Source organism: Pseudacidovorax sp. RU35E, assembly GCF_900156165.1.
Classification (GTDB): domain Bacteria; phylum Pseudomonadota; class Gammaproteobacteria; order Burkholderiales; family Burkholderiaceae_C; genus Xenophilus.
The window spans coordinates 113,919-133,818 of the sequence record NZ_FTMY01000008.1; the positions used below are offsets into that span (position 1 = coordinate 113,919).

Consider the following 19,900-nt stretch of genomic DNA (forward strand, 5'->3'; position numbering starts at 1 on the left):
GCTCGGCGCGAATGAAAACAAAAAGCCGCCCGAAGGCGGCTTTCATGGCGGCGACAGACGTGGTTGCCGCACGGTACAGCGGATCAGACCGAGAAGCTCGAACCGCAGCCGCAGGTGGTGGTCGCGTTGGGGTTCTTGATCACGAACTGGGCGCCTTGCAGATCTTCCTTGTAGTCGATCTCGGCGCCGACGAGGTACTGGTAGCTCATGGCATCGATCAGCAGTGACACGCCGTTCTTGGTCATGGCCGTGTCGTCCTCGTTGGTCACCTCGTCGAAGGTGAAACCGTACTGGAAGCCGGAGCAGCCGCCACCCTGGACGAACACACGCAGCTTCAGGTCGGGATTGCCTTCCTCGGCGATCAGGTCCGCCACCTTGGCGGCGGCGGAATCGGTGAACACGATCGGTTCGGGCATCGCCTGCACGGCGGACGCGGTGGTTTCGGCAACTGCGGTGGTCATGGGGAAATCTCCGTGAGAGCCGAACCCGGCGGGCGCGACCAAGGGAAAGAATGCTAACGCAGGCAAAGAAAAACCGCCCCGAGGGCGGTTTTTCTCTGGCAAGTGCGAAACGCTCAGCGCTTCGAAAACTGCTTGCGGCGGCGTGCAGAGTGCAGACCGACCTTCTTACGCTCGACTTCACGCGCGTCGCGGGTGACGAAGCCAGCCTGGCTCAGCACCGGCTTGAGGGTCGCGTCGTAGTCGATCAGCGCACGGGTGATGCCGTGGCGGGTCGCGCCGGCCTGGCCGGATTCACCGCCGCCGTGCACGTTCACCTGAATGTCGAAGGCTTCCAGGTTCTCGGTCAGCGCGAGCGGTTGCTTCGCGATCATGATCGAGGTCTGGCGGCCGAAGAACTGCTCGATCGGCTTGCCATTCACCGTGATCTTGCCGCTGCCCTTCTTGAGGAACACGCGGGCGACGCTGGACTTGCGACGGCCGGTGCCGTTGTTCCAATCACCAATCATCTCGGGACTCCTCAGATTTCCAGCGGCTGCGGCTGCTGGGCGCTGTGCGGATGCTCAGCGCCGCCGTAGACCTTCAGCTTCTTGATCATGGCGTAGCCCAGAGGACCCTTGGGCAGCATGCCCTTGACGGCCTTCTCGAGCGCGCGGCCGGGGTGTTTGGCCTGCATGTCGCGGAAGTTGGTGGCGGTGATGCCACCCGGGAAGCCGGAGTGACGGTAGTAGACCTTGTCGATGCTCTTGGTGCCGGTGACCTTGAGCTTGGACGCGTTGACGATGACGATGAAGTCACCGGTGTCGACGTGAGGCGTGTAGATGGCTTTGTGCTTGCCGCGCAGACGGAGGGCCACTTCGCTGGCGACCCGTCCGAGAACCTTATCGGTTGCGTCAATCACAAACCACTCGTGCTTCACGTCAGCGGGCTTGGCGCTGAACGTAGACATGAGATTTCCTTGAGAAAAGGAGGTTTGGAGTGAGCCCTTTTCCGCGGTCGGTCTTTCTCTGAAGGAAAGCTCTTAGGCGGGTGTCGAGCTTCGCCGCGGGGCTCGGTAAAACGCTGCGAAGCCTTCCATTATATGCACAGCCTTCAGATAGGCGCCACCTGGAGGCTGCCGCGGTTAGCATTGCTCCATGTTCAGCTACCGCCATGCCTTCCACGCCGGCAACCACGCCGACGTGCTCAAACACACGGTGCTGATCGCCGTGCTCGACTACCTGCTGGAGAAGGAAACCGCCCTGACGATGGTCGACACCCATGCCGGTGCCGGCCTCTATCGCCTGGACGGTGACTATGCCGGCAAGAGCGGCGAGGCCGCCGAGGGCGTGCTGCGGTTGGCCGAGGCGGCCGCCGCCTCCGATACCCCATTGCCCGACGCGCTCGGCCGCTACCTGGCGATGGTGCGCGAATTCAACCGCGGTGAGGCGCTGCGCGTGTACCCCGGCTCGCCTTTCGTCGCCCATCAGCTGCTGCGCGAGCACGACCGCCTCAAGCTCTACGAGTTGCATCCCACGGATGCCAAGACACTGGACGGCAATGTGGCCCAGCTCGACGCCGGCCGGCGCATCGCCGTGCTGCGCGAAGACGGCTTCGGCAGCGCCACCAAGTTCCTGCCGCCCCCCTCGCGCCGCGCACTCGTGCTCACCGACCCGAGCTACGAGATGAAGACCGATTACAGCCGCACCGCCGCCTACGTGGGCGAGGCGCTCAAGCGCTTCGCCACGGGCGTCTATGCGGTCTGGTATCCGATCATTCCCCGGCCGGAGGCGCACGAGCTGCCGCGCCGGCTCAGGACCCTGGCGACCAAGGCAGGCAAGCCTTGGCTCAATGCCAGCCTCACGGTCAAGTCCAGCCGCATGGCCGTTGCGCTACCGGGCGAGACCAGCCGCCGGCCCGGCCTGCCCGCCAGCGGCATGTTCATCATCAATCCGCCGCACACCCTGGCCGCTCGCCTGCGGCCCAGCCTGGCCCGCATGGCGCAGGTGCTGGCGCAGGACGCCAACGCCGCCTTCACGCTGGAGCACGGCGGCTGACCACCCCCGCTGCGGCCGGGTGGGCGCCACCCGCCGTGGTCGTCCGCACCTCAGCGCCGGCGCTTGTTGACTACACGTGCTGGCGCACGGCGCGCCGGCGCGGGGCGCGGCGCCGCCGCCATGTTGATGGGAGCCAGGCCGCCTTCGACGCGCTCGCCCGCGCAACGGCCACCCTCCTCCGGAATCACCGTCAGCGACACCTGCTTGAAGCCGATGGTGGTCAGCTGGATCTGCTCGGCCGCGGCCTGGCTCAAGTCGATGATGCGCCCCGGTGTGAAAGGCCCGCGATCGTTGATGTAGACCAGCACCTCGCGCCCATTGACCAGGCTGCGCACGCACACCTTGGTGCCGAAGGGCAGCGTCTTGTGGGCGGCGGTGAAGCCGGTCATGTCGAACAGCTCACCGCTGGCGGTGCGCCGACGGTGGAACTGCACGCCATACCAGGAGCCCCCGCCCCGTTCGAATTCCTCGACCTGCAAATCGTCGGGGGGACCGTCCGGCGTTTCGCTCAGGTCGGGAAAGATCTGGACCACGCGCGACCGCGGTGCCTCTGCAGCCGCCGGCGCCTGCCGATCCAAGGGCAGCAGATGGGGCCGCGGCGGTTTGGCTGCGGAAGTTGCCGCTCCGCTGACGGCGGTGGCGCCAGATGTTGGCTCGGCACCGCCGGCACCTGCGTCCGGCGTCGTCGGCAGCGGCGCACAGGCCACGGCCAGCAGCGTCGCGAGTGCCGCACATGCGGCCCGCGCCGTCGCCCAGACGCTCATTCGCCCAGGCCCAGCCGATCCAGCAGCGCCAGCGTGGGCGCGGCCTGGTTCATCGTGTAGAAGTGCAGCGCCGGGGCGCCGCCCGCGACCAGCCGCTCGCACAAGGCCGCGACCACGTCGAGGCCGAAGGCCTTGATCGACGCCGTGTCGTCGCCGAAGGACTGCAGCCGCAGTCGCACCCAACGGGGGATCTCGGCGCCGCAGGCATCCGAGAAGCGCATCAGCTGCGTGGAGCTGGTGATGGGCATGATGCCCGGCACGATCGGCACGTCGGCACCGGCCGCGCGGGCCTCGTCGACGAAGCGGAAGTAGGCCTCGGGCGTGAAGAAGTACTGCGTGATGGCCGAATCGGCCCCAGCACGCACCTTGGTCGCGAAGGCCTGCATGTCGGCCTGGGGCGTGCGTGCCTGGGGGTGGACCTCGGGGTAGCAGGCCACCTCCAGGTGGAAGTCACGACCGGTCTCGGTACGAATGAAGGCCACCAGGTCGCTCGCATACTGGAACTCGCCGCCGATGCCGTAGCCACTGGGCAGATCGCCACGCAGTGCCACAAGGCGGCGCACGCCCATGGCCTTGAGCTGATGCAGTTGCTCGCGCACCGTCTCGCGCGTCGCGCCGATGCACGAGAAGTGCGAGGCCGCGTCGGTGCCTTCTTCCAGGAGCTCCTTCACCGTGGCGAAGGTGCCCGCCTGGGTGGAACCGCCCGCGCCGTAGGTCACCGAGCAGAACTGCGGCGCGCGGGCACGCAACTGCGCCCGCACGGCCCGCAGCTTGACCGCGCCTTCGGGCGTCTTGGGCGGGAAGAACTCGAAACTGATCGGAAGGCGCATCGGGAATCCCTTTCTTTGTCTAGTTGTCGTGCGCGGCCACCGAAAGCGCCGCGTGGATGAAAAACTCGCGATTGCCATCGCCGCCGGCAATGGGGCTGTCCAGCCATTGGAGCAGCCGCAGGCCGGCATCGACACAGCCATGCCGCAGCCGGGCCTCGACCTCGGCGTACAGCGCCGGATCGCGGACGATGCCGCCCTTGCCGATCTGCGCCGGCTGCAGCTCGAACTGCGGCTTGACCAGCATCAGCAGACGCCCGTTCGATGCCATCAGCGGCACCAGTGCCGGCAACACCAGGGTGAGCGAGATGAAGGACAGATCGCCGACGACGAGGCCGAAATCCGCGCCACCCATCGCCGCGAACTGCACCGTCTGCAGATGGCGCGCGTTGACCTTCTCCAGCGTCTGCACGCGCGCATCGGCCCGCAGCCGTTCATGCAGCTGCCCATGGCCGACGTCCACGCCAACCACCGCCGCGGCGCCGCGCTGCAGCAGGCAGTCGGTGAAGCCGCCGGTGGACTGGCCCACGTCCAGGCAGCGAAGTCCGGCGACATCGAGCCCCGCCGCATCGAGCGCGCCTTCGAGCTTGAGGCCGCCGCGCGAGACGTAGCGGGCCTCGGCCGCGTCCGCCAGTTCGAGCTCGGCGGTGGGCGGCACCTCGTCGCCATTCTTGGCGGCCGAGCGCCAGGGCTGGCCGGCATGCAGGCGCCAGCGCAGGCCCCCCGCGATCAGGCGCGCCGCCTGCGAGCGTGAAGCGGCCAGGCCGCGTTCGACGAGCAGCTGGTCAGCGCGCATGGGAGGAGACGGAGAGCAGGCCGGGCCGCCCCGTGCGAGGCGCCGCGGCCACCGGCTCCGGCGCGCCGCCTGCGAGCGCCCTGCACGGGCGCCCGAGGCGGCGGCACGAAGCCCGGCGAATGCTCAGTAGCGGTAGGTGTCGGGCTTGTAGGGCCCGGTCTTGGCGACGCCGATGTAGGCGGCCTGGGCGTCGGTCAGCTCGGTGAGCTGGGCGCCGACCTTCTTCAGGTGCAGGCGCGCGACCTTCTCGTCCAGCACCTTGGGCAGCACGTAGACCTTGCCGGCCTCGTAGGCGTCCGGCTTGGTGAACAGCTCGATCTGCGCGATGGTCTGGTTGGCGAAGGACGACGACATCACGAAGCTGGGGTGGCCCGTGGCGCAGCCCAGGTTGACCAGCCGGCCCTTGGCGAGCAGCGTGATGCGCTTGCCGTCCGGGAAGATCACGTGATCGACCTGGGGCTTGACCTCTTCCCACTGGTACTTCTCGATCGAGGCGACGTCGATCTCGTTGTCGAAGTGGCCGATGTTGCAAACGATGGATTCGTTCTTCATCGCCAGCATGTGCTCGTGGCGGATCACGTCCTTGTTGCCGGTGGTGGTCACGAAGATGTCGGCCTTGTCGGCGGCGTATTCCATGGTGACGACCTTGAAGCCTTCCATGGCGGCCTGCAGGGCGTTGATCGGGTCGATCTCGGTCACCCACACCTGGGCGCGCAGGGCGGCCAGGGCCTGGGCACAGCCCTTGCCCACGTCGCCGTAGCCGGCCACCACGGCGACCTTGCCGGCGATCATCACGTCGGTGGCGCGCTTGATGCCGTCCACCAGCGACTCACGGCAGCCGTAGAGGTTGTCGAACTTGCTCTTGGTCACCGAGTCGTTCACGTTGATCGCGCGGAACAGCAGCGTGCCCTTGGCGGACATCTCGTTCAGGCGGTGCACGCCGGTGGTCGTCTCTTCGGTCACGCCGATGATCTCGGCCGACTTGCGGCTGTACCAGGTCGGGTCCTGCGCGATCTTGGTCTTGATGGCGGCGAAGAGGATGCGCTCTTCCTCGCTGGAGGGGTTGGCCACCACGGACAGGTCCTTCTCGGCGCGCTGGCCCAGGTGCATCAACAGCGTGGCATCGCCGCCGTCGTCCAGGATCATGTTGGGGCCCTCGCCCTTCGAGCCCTTGGGGCCGAAGTCGAAGATGCGATGGGTGTAGTCCCAGTAGTCTTCGAGCGACTCGCCTTTGATGGCGAACACCGGCGTGCCACCCGCGGCGATGGCGGCGGCGGCGTGGTCCTGCGTCGAGAAGATGTTGCACGAGGCCCAGCGCACGTCGGCGCCCAGGGCCTTGAGGGTCTCGATCAGCACCGCCGTCTGGATGGTCATGTGCAGCGAACCGGTGATGCGGGCGCCCTTCAGAGGCTGCGCTGCAGCGAATTCCTCGCGGATGGCCATGAGACCGGGCATCTCGGTCTCGGCAATCTTGATTTCCTTGCGGCCCCAGTCGGCCAGCGAGATGTCGGCGATCGCCATATCGGCGGTCAGGTCGGCTTTGAGAACGGCGCTCATGCAATGCTCCAGAACACGGGTTTCAGGGTTTCCGCTGCGCGTCGGGGAGGGAAAGAAAGCACTCACCACGGCGCGATGCGGGTGAGCGTGGTTGCGAGTGGATTCCGAGCCTCACGCCTGACGGCGCTGCAACGCTCCTCGGTTGCACGGATTCTACAAAAGCGGCGATGGACCCGGGCTTTGCACGGCCACGGCCAGTGCCTCCGCCGACCAGGCCACCACGTCGAGGGGCTCGCGACGGCCCCGCACCTCAATGCGCCGCATTTGCGTGGCAAGCGGCAGGAGGCCTGCCTGCCGGGCCGCGAAGCGCGAGGCCACGAGCGCCGCACCCACCGCCTTGGTCTGCTCCTGCAACCGGCTGGCAGTGTTCACGACCTCGCCGACCGCGGTGAAGCTCTGCACCTCCAGGTGACCGACCTCGCCGACCGCGGCCGAGCCCGCATGCAGGCCCATGCCGAAATCGAGGGGCTGGCCGAATTCGCGCTCGAAGCCATCGCTCCAGTCGCGCATACGGGCGCTGATCAGCGCAGCCGCCTGGAAAGCCCGGCGGCAGGCCAGGTCCAGGCCTTCTTCCAGGCCGAAGATCGCCATCACACTGTCGCCGATGAACTGGTTCGGCACGCCGCCCGACTCCCGCACCGCCTGCCCCACGAGCGCAAAGTAGCGGTCGAGCACGTAGACGAGGTCGAAGGGCCATTGACGCTCGGCGAGGCCTGACCAGCGGCGCAGGTCGACGAAGAGCACGGCAACCTCGCGCTCGCCCTCCAGCCGCGGGCGCTGGCCTTCGGCGACGGTGCCGCCGCCCAGCAAGGGAGAGACCTCGAGGTCGCCCGTCGGCCGCAACTGGCAGGCCAGCCGCACCTGGGCACCCGCGCGCACGCGGGCCAGCGTACGCTGTTCGTCGAGCCCGGGCGGCGGACAGTGAGCGGCCGGCCCTGCGACGCGGATCCGACAGGTGGAACAACGGGCCCGCCCGCCGCACAGCGACAGGTGTGCGATGCCGTGCGCCCGGCTGGCCTCCAGCACGCTCCAGCCGACAGGCACCTGGACACTGCGGTCGGGATAGCGCAGCGTCAGCATCCGGACGCCGGGAAACCGGTACATCCGGCCGCGCGCCAAACGAGCCAGCAACAAGGCCGCGAGCAAAGTCATGTAGAGGTCCTGTCCATGCTCGGACAATCCTCCGAGTCGACGCCCCTGAGCGGCACCGGGCGCGTCGACCGGCCCGGGCGCGACCTGCCATTCGCGTCCCATGGCCACGAAACCCAGCGCCGCGAGCGTAGGCAACAGCACGGCCACAGTCAGCAACAGCGGCTGAGCCCGACGCCAGCGCACATTCGCGCGCAGGGCAAAGTGCAGGCCCATGCAGCCGTGCGTCCAGGCCGCGGCCAGGGCGATGATCTGGAAGACGCCGCCCGCCGCGCCCCACAGGCCTTCCACCACACGGGCATAGCTGCCATTCAAGCCGAAGAGCGTGTAGCCGCCGCGCATCGACGCCAGGTGTGAAGCCAGCAGCAGCGGAAGAGCGAAGCCAAGCACGATGCGCAGCCCCTGCGACGGCGGCATGCGAAGGCTGCGCCGCTCCCACAGCGCGACGAAGGCCAGCACCAGATGGACGACCACCGCGCCATAGAGCAGCAGCGTGCCGGGCCAGGAATGCCAGAAGGAACGCAGCGGCCTCAGCACCGCCTCGGCCACCTGAAGCGATACAAGCCCCAACGCATGGTTGAGCAGATGCAGTGTCACGTACGCCATCAGCACCAGGCCGCTGGCCCAACGCAGATCGCGCCGTGAGCGCAGGGACAACGAGACGGGGAAGGCCGGCGCGGCGACCGGCGGAGGCGGACTCATGGGCGGCTGAGCATAATCGCGCGCCCATGAGTGACCGGCCCTCCAGTCTTGCGCTTCGGCGCTTCGCCCTGTTCGACGACCTGCCGCCAGCACGGCTGGATGCCATTGCGGCGCGCTGCAGCTGGCGCCGTGTGACGGCCGGGCAACCGCTGCTGCTGCGGCGCCAGCGTCGCGCCGACGTCTACCTCGTGATCGATGGCACGGTGCGGGTGACCACCTACGGTGCCAACGGCCGGCAGGTCACCTTCCGCGACCTGGGGGCGGGCGAGGTCGTCGGCGACCTCGCTGCCCTGGACGGTCAGCCGCGCTCGGCCGACGTGATGACGGTGGAGGACAGCCTCGTGGCGGTGCTCGAGCGCGAAACCTTCCTCGAGCTGTTGCAGCAGGAACCGACGGTGGCCCGACGTCAGATGCAGCGCCTGACGACCCTGGTGCGCCAACTGTCGCAGCGGGTGATCGAGCTGAGTACGCTGGGCGTGCAGAACCGGCTTCACGCTGAACTGCTCCGGCTGGCCCGCACGGCCTGCCCCGATGCGGCCACCGGCGAGGTTCGGCTGGCGCCGGCGCCACGCCATGCCGAGCTGGCCAGCCGCATCAGCACCAACCGCGAGCAGGTGACCCGGGAACTCAACGCGCTGGTGCGTGCCGGCCTGCTGCGCAAGGACGGCGACGCCCTCGTCGTCACCGACGTCGAGCGTCTGGCGCGCGTGGTCGCCGAGGTGATGGGCGACAGCGGCGCCTGAGGCGACGCGCGATCAGTTCAGCCCGCGCTGCGGGCCGGCGACAGCGTAGCGCCCCGCGCCCAGCAACATCACCGCCAGGGCGCCGAACAGGTACAGGCCCTGCAGTTCCAGTGCCCAGCCACCCTGGCTGGTCATGGCAAAGAACTGGCCGGTATGCACCAGAAGCAGGGCCACGATCATGTTGATCACGACCACTGCTGCGGCCGGGCGCGTCCACAGACCCAGAATCATCAGCGCCGGCGCCAGCACCTCGCCGATGTAGACCAGGTAACCGATCGCCCCGGGCAGGCCGTGGGCCTGCAGCATCTTCACGATGAAGCCTGGACCCGTGCTCAGTTTGGAAATGCCGTGAAGCAGCACAAGCATGCCGACTGCAACGCGCAGCACCAGCTTGCCGGCGTCGTCATGCCGCGCGATCACTGTGTCGGTCGTCTTGGATGAAGCGTAGGACATGGAGGGCCTCACAGGGCGGGTTGTGCGCCGCCCGATGCCTGCTGCGGCTGCGGTTCGCGGCGCATGTTGGCGGGCAGACGGCTGTCGACGAAGGCGCGCGGATCCAGGTTCTGGTTGGCGGCATGGGCCGCAGCCACTGCCTCGGCCTGCACTTGGGCGCGCGTGCGGGCGCTGACGAACACTGGCTGCTGGCCGAAGCTGCTGGCCTCGCCGATGGCGGCCACATCGCCGTTGCGCTCGGCGGCGACGAGTTGCTGCTGCGCGGCGGCACGCGACAGGGTGCTGTGCACCGGGGTGCGGTTCTGCTGGATGTAGTCGTCCTGCGTCTCGGCGGACGCGGCACCGGCGGCGAGCGTCAGCAGGGCGGCAGCGAGAAGGGCGGTCTTGTTCATGGCGAATCCTTTCGAGGGTCGGGTTGGAAAGTCGATCCCGCGCGAGAGGCCGTGCAGCGATCGATGGACTGGAGTCTCCGCCTCGCGGTCGCCGCCGTCGGTGCGTTTACGCACATCGAACGACAAGTCGCGCGAAGACCAATGCGCGGCTGTCGTGGGTCCAGGTTGTCCCGGCTTTCTGTGGATAAACCTGGGCATAGGTCGGGGAGGACAACGCCAAGGCATGCTCCGCCGTGCCTTCGCGACAGATTGCCCATTTATCGGGCAGGCTGATCCGGATGCACCATGAAGAAAGCCCCTGACCGAGGGGACGGTTCAGGGGCTTTATGAAGGCGGCCCGCGAGAGGCGGTACGCCGAGGTCGAATGGTGCCGCTTGTCGGAATCGAACTGACGACCTACCGCTTACAAGGCGGGTGCTCTACCAACTGAGCTAAAGCGGCAAGGGGCGCGATTCTATCGGAAGGGTGATGTCGGTCACTTCACGCGCTTGAGCGCTGGACGACCGCCGTTCGGCGGCCGTGGCGGCTCGCCGTCGGGCGATTCGGCGCCCGCGAGCATCCCAGGCTCGGACTCCGCAGCCTCGCCTACCAGATGCATGCCAGGACGCGGCTCCGGTGTGGACTGCCCCGATGTCGGTGCCACCACCTCGCCCGCCTCGGAGGCCTGCGCGTCAAGGGGCGGGAAGGCCATGCCCTGGCCGTTCTCCCGCGCATAGATGGCAACCACGCGCCCAAGGGGCACGATGATGTCGCGTGCCGTGCCGGCGAAGCGGGCCTTGAACTCGATGAACTCGTTGCCGATCTTGAGCGAACTCGTCGCGTCGTAGCTGATGTTCAGCACGATCTCGCCATTCTTGACGTATTCGCGCGGCACCTGGACGGTCTCGTCCACCACCACGGCGATATACGGCGTGAAGCCGTGATCGGTACACCATTCGTACAGCGCACGCAGCAGGTACGGCCGCAGCGTCGTGGATTCGAGGGCGCTGATCATGAATCGCGCGTCTTTCTCTTCCAGCCGCGCTGCGCTTACTTGCGCATCACCTTCTCGGAAGGCGTCAGCGCTTCGATGTACGCGGGACGCGAGAAGATGCGCTCAGCGTACTTCAGCAGCGGCGCGGCGTTCTTGCTCAGGTCGATGCCGTAGTAGTCCAGGCGCCAGAGCAGCGGCGCGATGGCCACGTCGAGCATGGAGAAGTTCTCGCCCAGCATGTACTTGTTCTTGAGGAACACGGGCGCGAGTTGCGTCAGGCGGTCGCGGATGTGCGAGCGCGCCTTCTCGATGGCCTTGTCGTTGCCCTTGGCACTGCGGTTCTCGAGCGTGGACACATGGACGAACAGTTCCTTCTCGAAGTTCAGCAGGAACAGCCGCACACGGGCGCGGTCGACCGGGTCGCCGGGCATCAGCTGGGGATGCGGGAAGCGCTCGTCGATGTACTCGTTGATGATGTTCGACTCGTACAGGATCAGGTCGCGCTCGACCAGGATCGGCACCTGGCCGTACGGATTCATCACGCTGATGTCTTCGGGCTTGTTGTAGAGGTCGACGTCACGGATTTCGAAGTCCATGCCCTTTTCGAACAGCACGAAGCGGCAGCGGTGGGAGAAAGGGCAGGTCGTTCCGGAATACAGCACCATCATGGCGAAAGGCTCCAAAAAATCAAAAAAGAGTGGGCCGCTCCAGCAGCCCACTCTGTACGTTCACGCACCCGGCATGCCCGGGCAGCGCCGTTCGCGTTCTCTCTACTTCACGTCTTTCCAGAACGCCGCATTGAGACGCCAAGCAAAGACCAGCGACACCACGAGGAACAGCAACACCCACACCCCCACGCGTACACGCGTGTTCTGCGCGGGCTCGGCCATCCACTGCAGGTAATTGACGAGATCGCCAACGGCCTGATCGAACTGCAGGGGCGTCATCTTGCCCGGCTTGACCTGCTCCCAGCCCTTGAGCACCTCGGTCTCGTGACCGTGCTGCTCCACCTTGTCATAGACCGGGCGGCGCTCGCCTTGCAGTTCCCAAAGCACGTTGGGCATGCCCACGCTCGGGAAGGCCAGGTTGTTCCAGCCGGTTGCCTTGGTGTCGTCGCGGTAGTAGGTGCGCAGGTAGGTATAGAGGTAGTCGGCGCCGGTGCCATTGTGACCTGCGCGCGAACGCGCCACCAAAGTGAGGTCGGGCGGATTGCCGCCGAACCATTCCTTGGCCTGTCTGGCATCGATGTTGGCCTTCATCGTGTCACCCACCTTTTCGGTGGAGAACAACAGATTGTCCTTGATCTGCTGTTCGGAGAGGCCGATGTCCTGCAGGCGGTTGTACCGCATGAAGGCAGCCGAGTGGCAGTTGAGGCAGTAATTGACGAAGAGCTTGGCGCCGTTCTGCAGTGACGCGAGATCGTTGGTGCGCACCGGCGCCTTGTCCCAGGCGATGCCGCCTTCGGCCGCCAGGGCGCCCGTGGCGATGCCCAGCGCCATCATCAGCGAGAGGATCAGTTTCTTCATGGGGATGCTTCTCCGGCGGCTCGGTCAGTGCGCGGCAAAGGTCACGCGCTCGGGCACGGGCTTGAACTCGCCCAGGCGGGTCCACCACGGCATGAGCAGGAAGAAGCCGAAATAGAACAGGGTACCGACCTGCGATACACGCTCGCCGATGGGAGACGGCGGCTGCACACCCAGGTAGGCCAGCACCACGAAGACGACGACGAACACGCCATAGAGGTACTTGTGCCAGGAAGGACGATAGCGGATCGATTTGACCGGGCTCTTGTCCAACCAGGGCAGGAAGAACAGGATGATCACGGCGCCGCCCATCACGACCACGCCCCAGAACTTGGCGTCGATCGACAGCATCATGGCGCAGGCGATGACGGCGGCCACAACCACGGCGATCTTGCCGACGCGGGCCATGCGCGTCTTCCAGACGCCGAACACCGCGGCACCGACGACGCAGGCGATGAGCGCGTACATCATCTCGCTGGTGATGGCGCGCAGCATCGAATAGAAGGGCGTGAAGTACCAGACCGGGGCGATGTGGTTGGGCGTCTTGAGCGGGTCGGCCGGGATGAAGTTGTTGTACTCCAGGAAGTAGCCGCCCATCTCCGGCGCAAAGAAGATGACCGCCGTGAACACGATCAGGAACATCACGACCGCAAAGATGTCGTGCACCGTGTAGTACGGGTGGAACGGGATGCCGTCCAGCGGCCGGCCCTGCGCGTCCTTGTTGGCCTTGATCTCGATGCCGTCGGGGTTGTTGGAACCCACGTCATGCAGCGCCAACAGGTGGGCCACCACCAGGCCCAGCAGCACCAGCGGTACGGCGATCACGTGGAAGCTGAAGAAACGGTTGAGGGTGGCGTCGCTCACCACATAGTCACCGCGGATCAACAGTGCCAGGTCGGGACCGATGAACGGGATCGCGGAGAACAGGTTCACGATCACCTGCGCGCCCCAGTAGGACATCTGGCCCCAGGGCAGCAGGTAGCCCATGAAGGCCTCGGCCATCAGGCACAGGAAGATCGCGCAGCCGAAGATCCAGACCAGTTCCCGCGGCTTGCGGTAGCTGCCGTAGAGCAGGCCTCGGAACATGTGCAGGTACACCACCACGAAGAAGGCCGAGGCGCCGGTGGAGTGCATGTAGCGGATCAGCCAGCCCCAGGGCACGTCGCGCATGATGTATTCGACCGAGGCGAAGGCCTGCGTCGCATCCGGCTTGTAGTGCATCACCAGGAAGATGCCGGTGACGATCTGGATGACGAGCACCAGAAGCGCCAGCGAGCCGAAGATGTACCAGAAGTTGAAGTTCTTCGGCGCGTAGTACTCCGACATGTGGACGCGGTAGGCGTCGAAGGCCGTCGGGAAGCGGTTGTGAAGCCAGTTACCCAGCTTGGCGCCCGCGGGCGCGTTGGGTGAGATGTCCTTGAATTCGGCCATGGTGTCTCCTCCCGCTCAGGCGTTGCCGTCTTCGCCGATCAACAGGCGCGTGTCCGACAGGTACTTGTGCGGAGGAACGGGCAGGTTGTCGGGCGCGGGCTTGTTCTTGAAAACGCGGCCGGCCAGGTCGAAGGTCGAGCCGTGGCAGGGACAGAGGAAACCGCCTTGCCAGTCGTCGGGCAGCGAAGGCTGCGGGCCCGCCTGCAGCTTGTCGGTGGGCGAGCAGCCCAGGTGGGTGCAGATGCCGACCACGACCAGCACTTCCGGCTTGATCGAGCGGTTCTCGTTCTGGGCGTACTTGGGCGTGAATTCGGAAGGATTGCGTTTGGACTGCGGATCTGCGAGTTGCGGATCGAGCTTGGGCAACTCTGCGATCTGCGTGGACGAACGCTTGAGGATCCAGACCGGCTTGCCACGCCATTCGACGGTGATCTTCTCGCCCACCTGCAGGCCGCCGATGTCGACCTCGACCGGCGCACCGGCTGCCTTGGCTTTCTCAGACGGCTGAAAGGTGCTCACGAAAGGGATCGCTGTGGCAACCCCACCCACAGCGCCGGCACAGCCGGATGCAATCAGCCAGGTCCGCTTGCTGGCATCGACCCGTTTCGGGCCGACCGGGATATCACTCATGGGGTTCCTCGATGTACTTGTGGGCTGTGCCGGGTCAACAAACAATTTTAGCGGAGGGGTTTTGCACGCTTCAACGCGGGACACCCCCGATATCCAAGCCTGGGAGCGCGTCCCCGCAAGGGCGCACCCGACGACGCGGAAGCGGGTCGCACGCGCCGATCATCTCCGTATTTGCCCGCAGTCGACTCTCTATACTTTCATCCAAAGTGTTAACACACATGGGAAAGGAGAAACGGTTCATGAGCTTTTTCAGCGAGTTCCGCGAGTTTGCGGTTAAGGGCAATGTGGTCGATCTGGCCGTGGGCGTGATCATCGGGGGCGCATTCGGGAAGATCGTCGATTCGCTGGTCGGCGACGTCATCATGCCGCTGGTGGGGCTGGTCTTCGGCCGACTCGATTTCTCCAACCTCTACGTCGTGCTCGGCACGATACCTGCCGGCGTCGCCAATACCTTGGCCGATCTCAAGAAAGCCGGTGTTCCCGTGCTTGCCTACGGCAACTTCCTGACGATCGTCGTCAATTTCCTGATCCTGGCCTTCGTGATCTTCTTGATGGTCAAGCAGATCAACCGCCTGCGGCGCGAAAAAGCGGAGCCGGCCGCAGCCGCGTCTGCCGCGCCGCCGGAAGACATCGTGCTGCTGCGCGAGATCCGCGACAGCCTGGCAAGTCGCTGACGAGCCCCGGCTGTCCGGCCACCCCTACAGCGCAGGGGCGTTGGGCTGGCCAGGCCGGGAGGTGGCTGCCTCCTCAGGAGCACGCCAGGCTGCGCGCCACGCGCACGGCGGCGATCAGGCTGTCGGCCTTCGCGATGCCCCGGCCGGCGATGTCGAATGCTGTCCCGTGGTCGGGACTGGTGCGCACGAACGGCAGCCCCAACGTCACGTTGACGCCGGTCTCCACCCCAAGGTACTTGACCGGGATGAGGCCTTGGTCGTGGTACATCGCGATCACGACGTCGAATTCGCCTGCGGGCTGTCCCGGCTGCCGACGCGCCCGCATGAAGACCGTGTCCGGCGCAAAAGGTCCCAACGCCTCGATCCCTTCGGCACGCGCGTCGACCACGGCCGGCGCGATCAGCTCGATCTCTTCCCGCCCGAACAGTCCGCCCTCCCCCGCATGCGGATTGAGCCCGGCAACGGCAATGCGCGGCACCCGGCCGAGCATCCGCGACAGCGAGGCATGCGTGATGCGCAGCGTCTGCAGCACACCCACATGGCTCAGGCGATCGATGGCTTCACGCAGCGACACATGGATGCTGACGAGCACGGTGCGCAGTTCGTCGTTGGCTAGCATCATCCGCACTGGAAGCTCCTCAATGCCCACGCCGCGGAAGGCCGCGGCCTCGGCCTGTAGCAGTTCGGTATGACCCGGAAAACCGTAGCCGGCGGCGGACAGCGCCTCCTTGTGCAGAGGGGCCGTCACCATGGCGGCGATTTCCTGGCGCAGCGCCGCACGCGCCGCCCATTCGACCGCTGCGCCGGCACTGCGACCCGCTTCGGCCGTGATGCGGCCATGCTCAGGCGGCACCAGCGGCGTGCCCACCTGCAGTACCGGGATGCAACGAGGCGGCACCGCCAATGCCTCTGCCGGGCCGTCGATCTGTGCCACGGGCCAGGCCATGCCCTGCGGACCGGCCATCAACGCGGCGGCCCGACGCATCACCCCGACATCGCCGGCAACGAAGCAATCGCGCAGCACATCCGGCGCCTCCTGCCAGGCACGCACGATGATTTCCGGTCCGATGCCCGCCGGGTCACCCTGGGTGATCGCCAGCACGGAAGAAGGGGCGGACGTAGCCATGGCCGTCTGCTCAGGCTGGATTGTCGATGTCGATGAACTCATGCACCAGACCGAGTTGCCCGGCGACATGGGCGGCGACGGCGGGAGCTCCGTACCGCTCCGTGGCATGGTGGCCACAGGCCAGGAAGGCCACGCCCGACTCTCTCGCGTAATGGGCCTGGGGCTCGGAGATCTCGCCGGTGATGAAGGCATCGGCACCCGCTGCGATGGCGGCTTCGAAGAAGCCCTGTGCGCCCCCGGTACACCAGGCGATGCGCTTCAGGGGACGGCCGTCACCGGGAATGGCCGTGACGCGCCGGCCCAGCCGCGCTTCAACGTGGCGGGCAAGCGGCTCTACGCTCCCGAATTGCAGGCCCTCGCCGGGACCACCAAGCCAGCCCAACTCCTGCTCACCAAATCGCTGCGGCTGCACCACCAGGCCCAGTTGCCAGCCCAGCTGCGCGTTGTTGCCCAGTTCCGCATGGGCATCCAACGGCAGGTGGTAGGCGAACAGATTGACATCATGACCAATCAGCAGCCCGAGCCGCTGGCGCATCCAGCCGGTGACCCGCGCATCCTGGCCGCGCCAGAACAGCCCGTGGTGGACGAACAAGGCATCCGCGCCCGCAGCGACAGCCGCCTCGATGAAGGCACGGCTGGCAGTCACGCCTGAAACGATCTTTCGGACCTCGCCTCGCCCTTCCACCTGGAGGCCGTTGGGACCATAGTCTTTGAACCGTTCGGGGGACAACAGCTGGTCGAATGCCTGCAGCAGGGCGGATCGCGTAATGCTCATGCGCGCATTGTCGCGGGGCGCATGGCATGCCCGCGCGCCGCCAGGGGCAGCCAGGCCAGTACGAAGCCCAGCACCGCAAGGGCGCCAACATAGTGGGCCGGGGCCATCGAGTCGCGCTGCAGCCAGAGCGTGAGGATCACAGGCGTCAGCCCGCCGAAGATGGCATAGGCCATGTTGTAGGCAAACGACAGGCCCGAGAAGCGCACGGGCGCCGGAAAGGCCCGCACCCCGGCGATCGGCACGGTAGCGATCGTCCCCACGAACAGGCCGACCAGGCCGTAGTGCCAGAACAGCGATGCCGTGGTGCCCGGCAGGCCCGTGTAGAACAGATAGGACGTGATGAACAGGCCTGCCCACCCGACCAGCATGGTCGGGCGCGTGCCGAAGCGATCACAGGCCCAGCCGACGGCCACGCAACCCAGGGTCAAAGTCAATGTTGCCAGCGCATTCGCCTCCAGCGCGACGGCAGCGGGAATGTGGTGCACCTTCTGGAGGTAGGTGGGCGTGTACAGCACCACCACCACGATGGCAGCGGACAGCACCCAGGTCAGCAGCGCCACAAAGAAGACCGGGCCTCGGTGATCACGCACGATGGTCTTGAGCGGCAGCTCGGCGGCCACGTTACGCCGCTGGGCCAGCTCCTGGAACACCGGCGTCTCGTGCAGAAAGCGGCGCAGATACACCGAGACCAGGCCGAACACACCCCCCAGGATGAAAGGAATGCGCCAAGCGAAGTCGCTGACCTCGGCGGGCGCATAGTGGGTGTTGATGGCGACAGCCACCAGCGAACCAAGAAGGATGCCGCCGGTGATGCCGGCCGTGAGTGTGCCCACACCCAGCCCGTAGCGCTGCGCCGGGACATGCTCGCCGATGAACACCCAGGCGCCCGGCATCTCTCCGCCGATGGCCGCGCCCTGCAGTACACGCATGAGCAGCAGCAGCAGCGGCGCCGCCACGCCGATGGCGGCGTAGGTGGGCAGCAGGCCGATCACGAGGGTGGGCACGGCCATCAGAAAGATCGACAGCGAGAACATGCGCTTACGGCCCAGCAGGTCACCGAAATGGGCGATGACGATGCCGCCGACCGGACGGGCCAGATAACCGGCCGCAAAGATGCCGAAAGTCTGCAGCTGGCGCAGCCAGTCGGGCATCTCCGTCGGGAAGAACAGCGCCCCGATGACCGTGGCGAAAAAAACGTAGATCACGAAGTCGTAGAACTCGAGCGTGCCACCCAGGGCGGACAGGGCGAGCGTCTTGTAGTCACGCGCGTTGAGCGTGCGCGGACCGGCCTGCTGGCCGGCGGAAGGTGAAGCTGAGGACATGGAAAGGCAATACAGCGGAGACGGCCGCCGGCCGGCGCGACAGACGCAGCGCGCGAAAGAAGGAGACAGCGGGGGCTTCGAAAGGCGTGAGCCGCAGGCGACCGGGTGAGCCGCGCAAGGCGCCTTCGTGGGTGGCCGGATAGGCCGAACGCGCGATTTTAGGGTTTCCCCTCTGTTTGCGAGGCCCACGGGGTCTTGTCCGACGTGGCGCACCAGTCCCGGCTACATCGCTTCGGAGACAATTCCGCCCCTGCGGAACCCTTCCGCCTTTCTTCCGTCACCGCATCCTTTCTCTCTTTTCCATGAAGCGCATCTGGCTGCTCTTTGCCCAGGCCGTGACCGTTCTGCTCGCCGGCTATTTCGTCGTTGCCACCCTCAAGCCCGAATGGGTGCGGCGAGGCAGCACCTCTCTGGGCGGGGTGGTTTCGATCATCGAGGCGCCTGCGTCAGCACCCGCCGCACCGGCGCCCGGAAGCTTTGCCGCTGCGGCGCAGAAGGCGGCGCCTGCAGTGGTCAGCATCAACACCAGCAAGGCGGCACCCCGGCATCCGCGCTCCAACGACCCCTGGTTTCGCTTCTTCTTCGGGGATCAGGACAACGAGCAGCCGCAGGTGGGCCTCGGCAGCGGCGTGATCGTGAGTGCGGACGGCTACATCTTGACCAACAACCATGTGGTCGAGGGCGCCGACGAGATCGAGGTGACGCTCAACGACGGCCGTCACGCAAGTGGCCGCCTGATCGGCACCGACCCCGATACCGACCTGGCAGTCATCCGCATCAGCCTGGAGAAGCTGCCGGTGATCGTGCTCGGCAACTCTGACGCATTGCTCGTGGGCGACCAGGTGCTGGCCATCGGCAATCCATTTGGCGTCGGACAGACCGTGACCAGCGGCATCGTCTCCGCCCTGGGCCGCAACCAGCTGGGCATCAACACCTTCGAGAACTTCATTCAGACCGACGCCGCCATCAACCCCGGCAATTCCGGCGGCGCGCTGATCGACACCGAAGGAAACCTGCAGGGCATCAACACAGCAATCTATTCGCGCTCGGGCGGCAGCATGGGCATCGGCTTCGCCATCCCCGTCTCGACCGCCAAGCAGGTTCTCGAAGGCATCGTGAAGGACGGCCGCGTCACGCGCGGCTGGATCGGCGTGGAACCCGCCACGCTCACCCCGGAGATGGCCGACACCTTCGGCGTCAAGGCGACGGCCGGCGTGATCATCACCGGCGTCCTGCAGAACGCACCCGCAGCCCAGGCGGGCATCCGGCCGGGCGATGTCATCACCGGGGTGGGGGACAAGTCCATCGGCAACGTGCAGGAACTGCTGACTGCCGTTGCGGGACTCAAACCTGGCAGCGCCAGCCGCTTCCAGGTGCAGCGTGGCAACGACAGGATCGAACTCGACGTCACGGCTGGCACGCGGCCGGCCACGCCCGCTCGCCGCCGCCAGGCCGAGTAGAAGCCGGCAAAAGGCGACGCGGCCCTTACAGCTCGACCCGCGCTGCACCAAGAGCGGCGGCGCCCCGGTTGAGAGGATCGGACCTTCTGCCCTGCAGCCGTCGGATCAG

General features: G+C 66.5%; 22 protein-coding genes, 1 tRNA gene and 1 riboswitch. Of the genes, 4 read left to right on the top strand and 19 right to left on the bottom strand.

The genetic code is table 11. The features are described from left to right. Window positions 1-83: 83 nt before the first annotated feature. The 3 genes from erpA to rplM all read right to left on the bottom strand — a co-directional run bounded on the left by erpA (window position 84) and on the right by rplM (window position 1,407). Window positions 84-461, bottom strand: a complete 378-nt coding sequence (erpA, locus tag BXA03_RS15745) for an iron-sulfur cluster insertion protein ErpA (protein WP_076509526.1) — start codon at window positions 459-461, stop codon at window positions 84-86. A gap of 113 nt (window positions 462-574) precedes the next feature. Further along, window positions 575-967 (bottom strand): 30S ribosomal protein S9, encoded by a 393-nt coding sequence (rpsI, locus tag BXA03_RS15750; RefSeq protein WP_017761458.1) that lies wholly within the window; start codon window positions 965-967, stop codon window positions 575-577. A gap of 11 nt (window positions 968-978) precedes the next feature. Then, complete coding sequence (rplM, locus tag BXA03_RS15755) at window positions 979-1,407, bottom strand: 50S ribosomal protein L13 (protein WP_058640397.1); 429 nt, start codon at window positions 1,405-1,407, stop codon at window positions 979-981. 187 nt (window positions 1,408-1,594) lie between these two features. Between rplM and BXA03_RS15760 the strand changes: the two genes are divergently transcribed. Then, window positions 1,595-2,494: a 23S rRNA (adenine(2030)-N(6))-methyltransferase RlmJ gene (locus BXA03_RS15760; protein ID WP_076509528.1), complete on the top strand. Its 900-nt coding sequence runs from the start codon at window positions 1,595-1,597 to the stop codon at window positions 2,492-2,494. Between the two features lie 50 nt (window positions 2,495-2,544). Here BXA03_RS15760 and BXA03_RS27250 read toward each other — a convergent pair whose 3' ends face one another. The 5 genes from BXA03_RS27250 to BXA03_RS15785 all read right to left on the bottom strand — a co-directional run bounded on the left by BXA03_RS27250 (window position 2,545) and on the right by BXA03_RS15785 (window position 8,289). After that, a complete protein-coding gene (locus BXA03_RS27250; protein ID WP_076509530.1) occupies window positions 2,545-3,027 on the bottom strand; it encodes a septal ring lytic transglycosylase RlpA family protein in 483 nt (160 codons plus the stop codon). A 227-nt stretch (window positions 3,028-3,254) separates the two neighbouring features. Beyond that, a complete protein-coding gene (gene metF, locus BXA03_RS15770; RefSeq protein WP_076509532.1) occupies window positions 3,255-4,088 on the bottom strand; it encodes a methylenetetrahydrofolate reductase [NAD(P)H] in 834 nt (277 codons plus the stop codon). A 19-nt stretch (window positions 4,089-4,107) separates the two neighbouring features. Next, window positions 4,108-4,881: a TlyA family RNA methyltransferase gene (locus BXA03_RS15775; protein WP_076509534.1), complete on the bottom strand. Its 774-nt coding sequence runs from the start codon at window positions 4,879-4,881 to the stop codon at window positions 4,108-4,110. Window positions 4,882-5,004: 123 nt separating this feature from the next. Beyond that, a complete protein-coding gene (gene ahcY / locus BXA03_RS15780) occupies window positions 5,005-6,438 on the bottom strand; it encodes an adenosylhomocysteinase (protein ID WP_076509536.1) in 1,434 nt (477 codons plus the stop codon). Between the two features lie 76 nt (window positions 6,439-6,514). Continuing rightward, a riboswitch (S-adenosyl-L-homocysteine riboswitch) is annotated at window positions 6,515-6,583 on the bottom strand. Window positions 6,584-6,591: 8 nt separating this feature from the next. Next, on the bottom strand, window positions 6,592-8,289 hold the full coding sequence (locus BXA03_RS15785) for an adenylate/guanylate cyclase domain-containing protein (RefSeq protein ID WP_076509539.1): 1,698 nt from the start codon (window positions 8,287-8,289) through the stop codon (window positions 6,592-6,594). Window positions 8,290-8,315: 26 nt separating this feature from the next. On the opposite strand from BXA03_RS15785, the gene BXA03_RS15790 reads away from it, so the two are divergent. Further along, window positions 8,316-9,032, top strand: coding sequence for a Crp/Fnr family transcriptional regulator (locus BXA03_RS15790; RefSeq protein ID WP_076509542.1), 717 nt, complete (start codon window positions 8,316-8,318; stop codon window positions 9,030-9,032). Between the two features lie 12 nt (window positions 9,033-9,044). Here BXA03_RS15790 and BXA03_RS15795 read toward each other — a convergent pair whose 3' ends face one another. From BXA03_RS15795 to petA, 8 genes are all read right to left on the bottom strand, one after another. Beyond that, window positions 9,045-9,485 carry a DoxX family protein gene (locus BXA03_RS15795; protein ID WP_083716114.1) on the bottom strand — a complete coding sequence of 147 codons (441 nt, stop codon included), beginning with the start codon at window positions 9,483-9,485 and terminating at the stop codon, window positions 9,045-9,047. An 8-nt stretch (window positions 9,486-9,493) separates the two neighbouring features. Beyond that, window positions 9,494-9,877 (bottom strand): hypothetical protein, encoded by a 384-nt coding sequence (locus BXA03_RS15800; RefSeq protein ID WP_076509544.1) that lies wholly within the window; start codon window positions 9,875-9,877, stop codon window positions 9,494-9,496. A 365-nt stretch (window positions 9,878-10,242) separates the two neighbouring features. Continuing rightward, window positions 10,243-10,318, bottom strand: a tRNA-Thr gene (locus tag BXA03_RS15805). Window positions 10,319-10,352: 34 nt separating this feature from the next. After that, window positions 10,353-10,871 carry a ClpXP protease specificity-enhancing factor gene (locus tag BXA03_RS15810; RefSeq protein ID WP_076509546.1) on the bottom strand — a complete coding sequence of 173 codons (519 nt, stop codon included), beginning with the start codon at window positions 10,869-10,871 and terminating at the stop codon, window positions 10,353-10,355. 35 nt (window positions 10,872-10,906) lie between these two features. After that, window positions 10,907-11,518 carry a glutathione S-transferase N-terminal domain-containing protein gene (locus BXA03_RS15815; protein WP_058640407.1) on the bottom strand — a complete coding sequence of 204 codons (612 nt, stop codon included), beginning with the start codon at window positions 11,516-11,518 and terminating at the stop codon, window positions 10,907-10,909. 102 nt (window positions 11,519-11,620) lie between these two features. After that, window positions 11,621-12,376, bottom strand: coding sequence for a cytochrome c1 (locus BXA03_RS15820; protein WP_076509548.1), 756 nt, complete (start codon window positions 12,374-12,376; stop codon window positions 11,621-11,623). A gap of 24 nt (window positions 12,377-12,400) precedes the next feature. After that, a complete protein-coding gene (locus tag BXA03_RS15825) occupies window positions 12,401-13,804 on the bottom strand; it encodes a cytochrome b (protein ID WP_076509550.1) in 1,404 nt (467 codons plus the stop codon). Between the two features lie 15 nt (window positions 13,805-13,819). After that, window positions 13,820-14,434, bottom strand: coding sequence for a ubiquinol-cytochrome c reductase iron-sulfur subunit (petA, locus tag BXA03_RS15830; RefSeq protein WP_076509552.1), 615 nt, complete (start codon window positions 14,432-14,434; stop codon window positions 13,820-13,822). A 239-nt stretch (window positions 14,435-14,673) separates the two neighbouring features. On the opposite strand from petA, the gene mscL reads away from it, so the two are divergent. Further along, the gene (mscL, locus tag BXA03_RS15835) at window positions 14,674-15,108 is read left to right on the top strand and encodes a large conductance mechanosensitive channel protein MscL (RefSeq protein WP_076509555.1); all 435 of its coding nucleotides are present in this window, start codon (window positions 14,674-14,676) and stop codon (window positions 15,106-15,108) included. 73 nt (window positions 15,109-15,181) lie between these two features. Here the strand turns inward: mscL and pdxA are convergent, their stop codons facing one another. Genes pdxA through BXA03_RS15850 form a run of 3 tightly spaced genes read right to left on the bottom strand, consistent with a single transcriptional unit; the run spans window position 15,182 to window position 18,331 of the window. Next, complete coding sequence (gene pdxA, locus BXA03_RS15840; RefSeq protein WP_076509557.1) at window positions 15,182-16,234, bottom strand: 4-hydroxythreonine-4-phosphate dehydrogenase PdxA; 1,053 nt, start codon at window positions 16,232-16,234, stop codon at window positions 15,182-15,184. Between the two features lie 10 nt (window positions 16,235-16,244). After that, complete coding sequence (locus BXA03_RS15845) at window positions 16,245-17,009, bottom strand: Nif3-like dinuclear metal center hexameric protein (RefSeq protein WP_076509559.1); 765 nt, start codon at window positions 17,007-17,009, stop codon at window positions 16,245-16,247. Next, window positions 17,006-18,331, bottom strand: coding sequence for an MFS transporter (locus BXA03_RS15850; RefSeq protein ID WP_076509561.1), 1,326 nt, complete (start codon window positions 18,329-18,331; stop codon window positions 17,006-17,008). Before BXA03_RS15850 ends, BXA03_RS15845 begins: the two co-directional genes overlap by 4 nt. A 302-nt stretch (window positions 18,332-18,633) precedes the next feature. On the opposite strand from BXA03_RS15850, the gene BXA03_RS15855 reads away from it, so the two are divergent. Then, the gene (locus BXA03_RS15855; RefSeq protein ID WP_076509563.1) at window positions 18,634-19,791 is read left to right on the top strand and encodes a S1C family serine protease; all 1,158 of its coding nucleotides are present in this window, start codon (window positions 18,634-18,636) and stop codon (window positions 19,789-19,791) included. Window positions 19,792-19,900 lie beyond the last annotated feature (109 nt).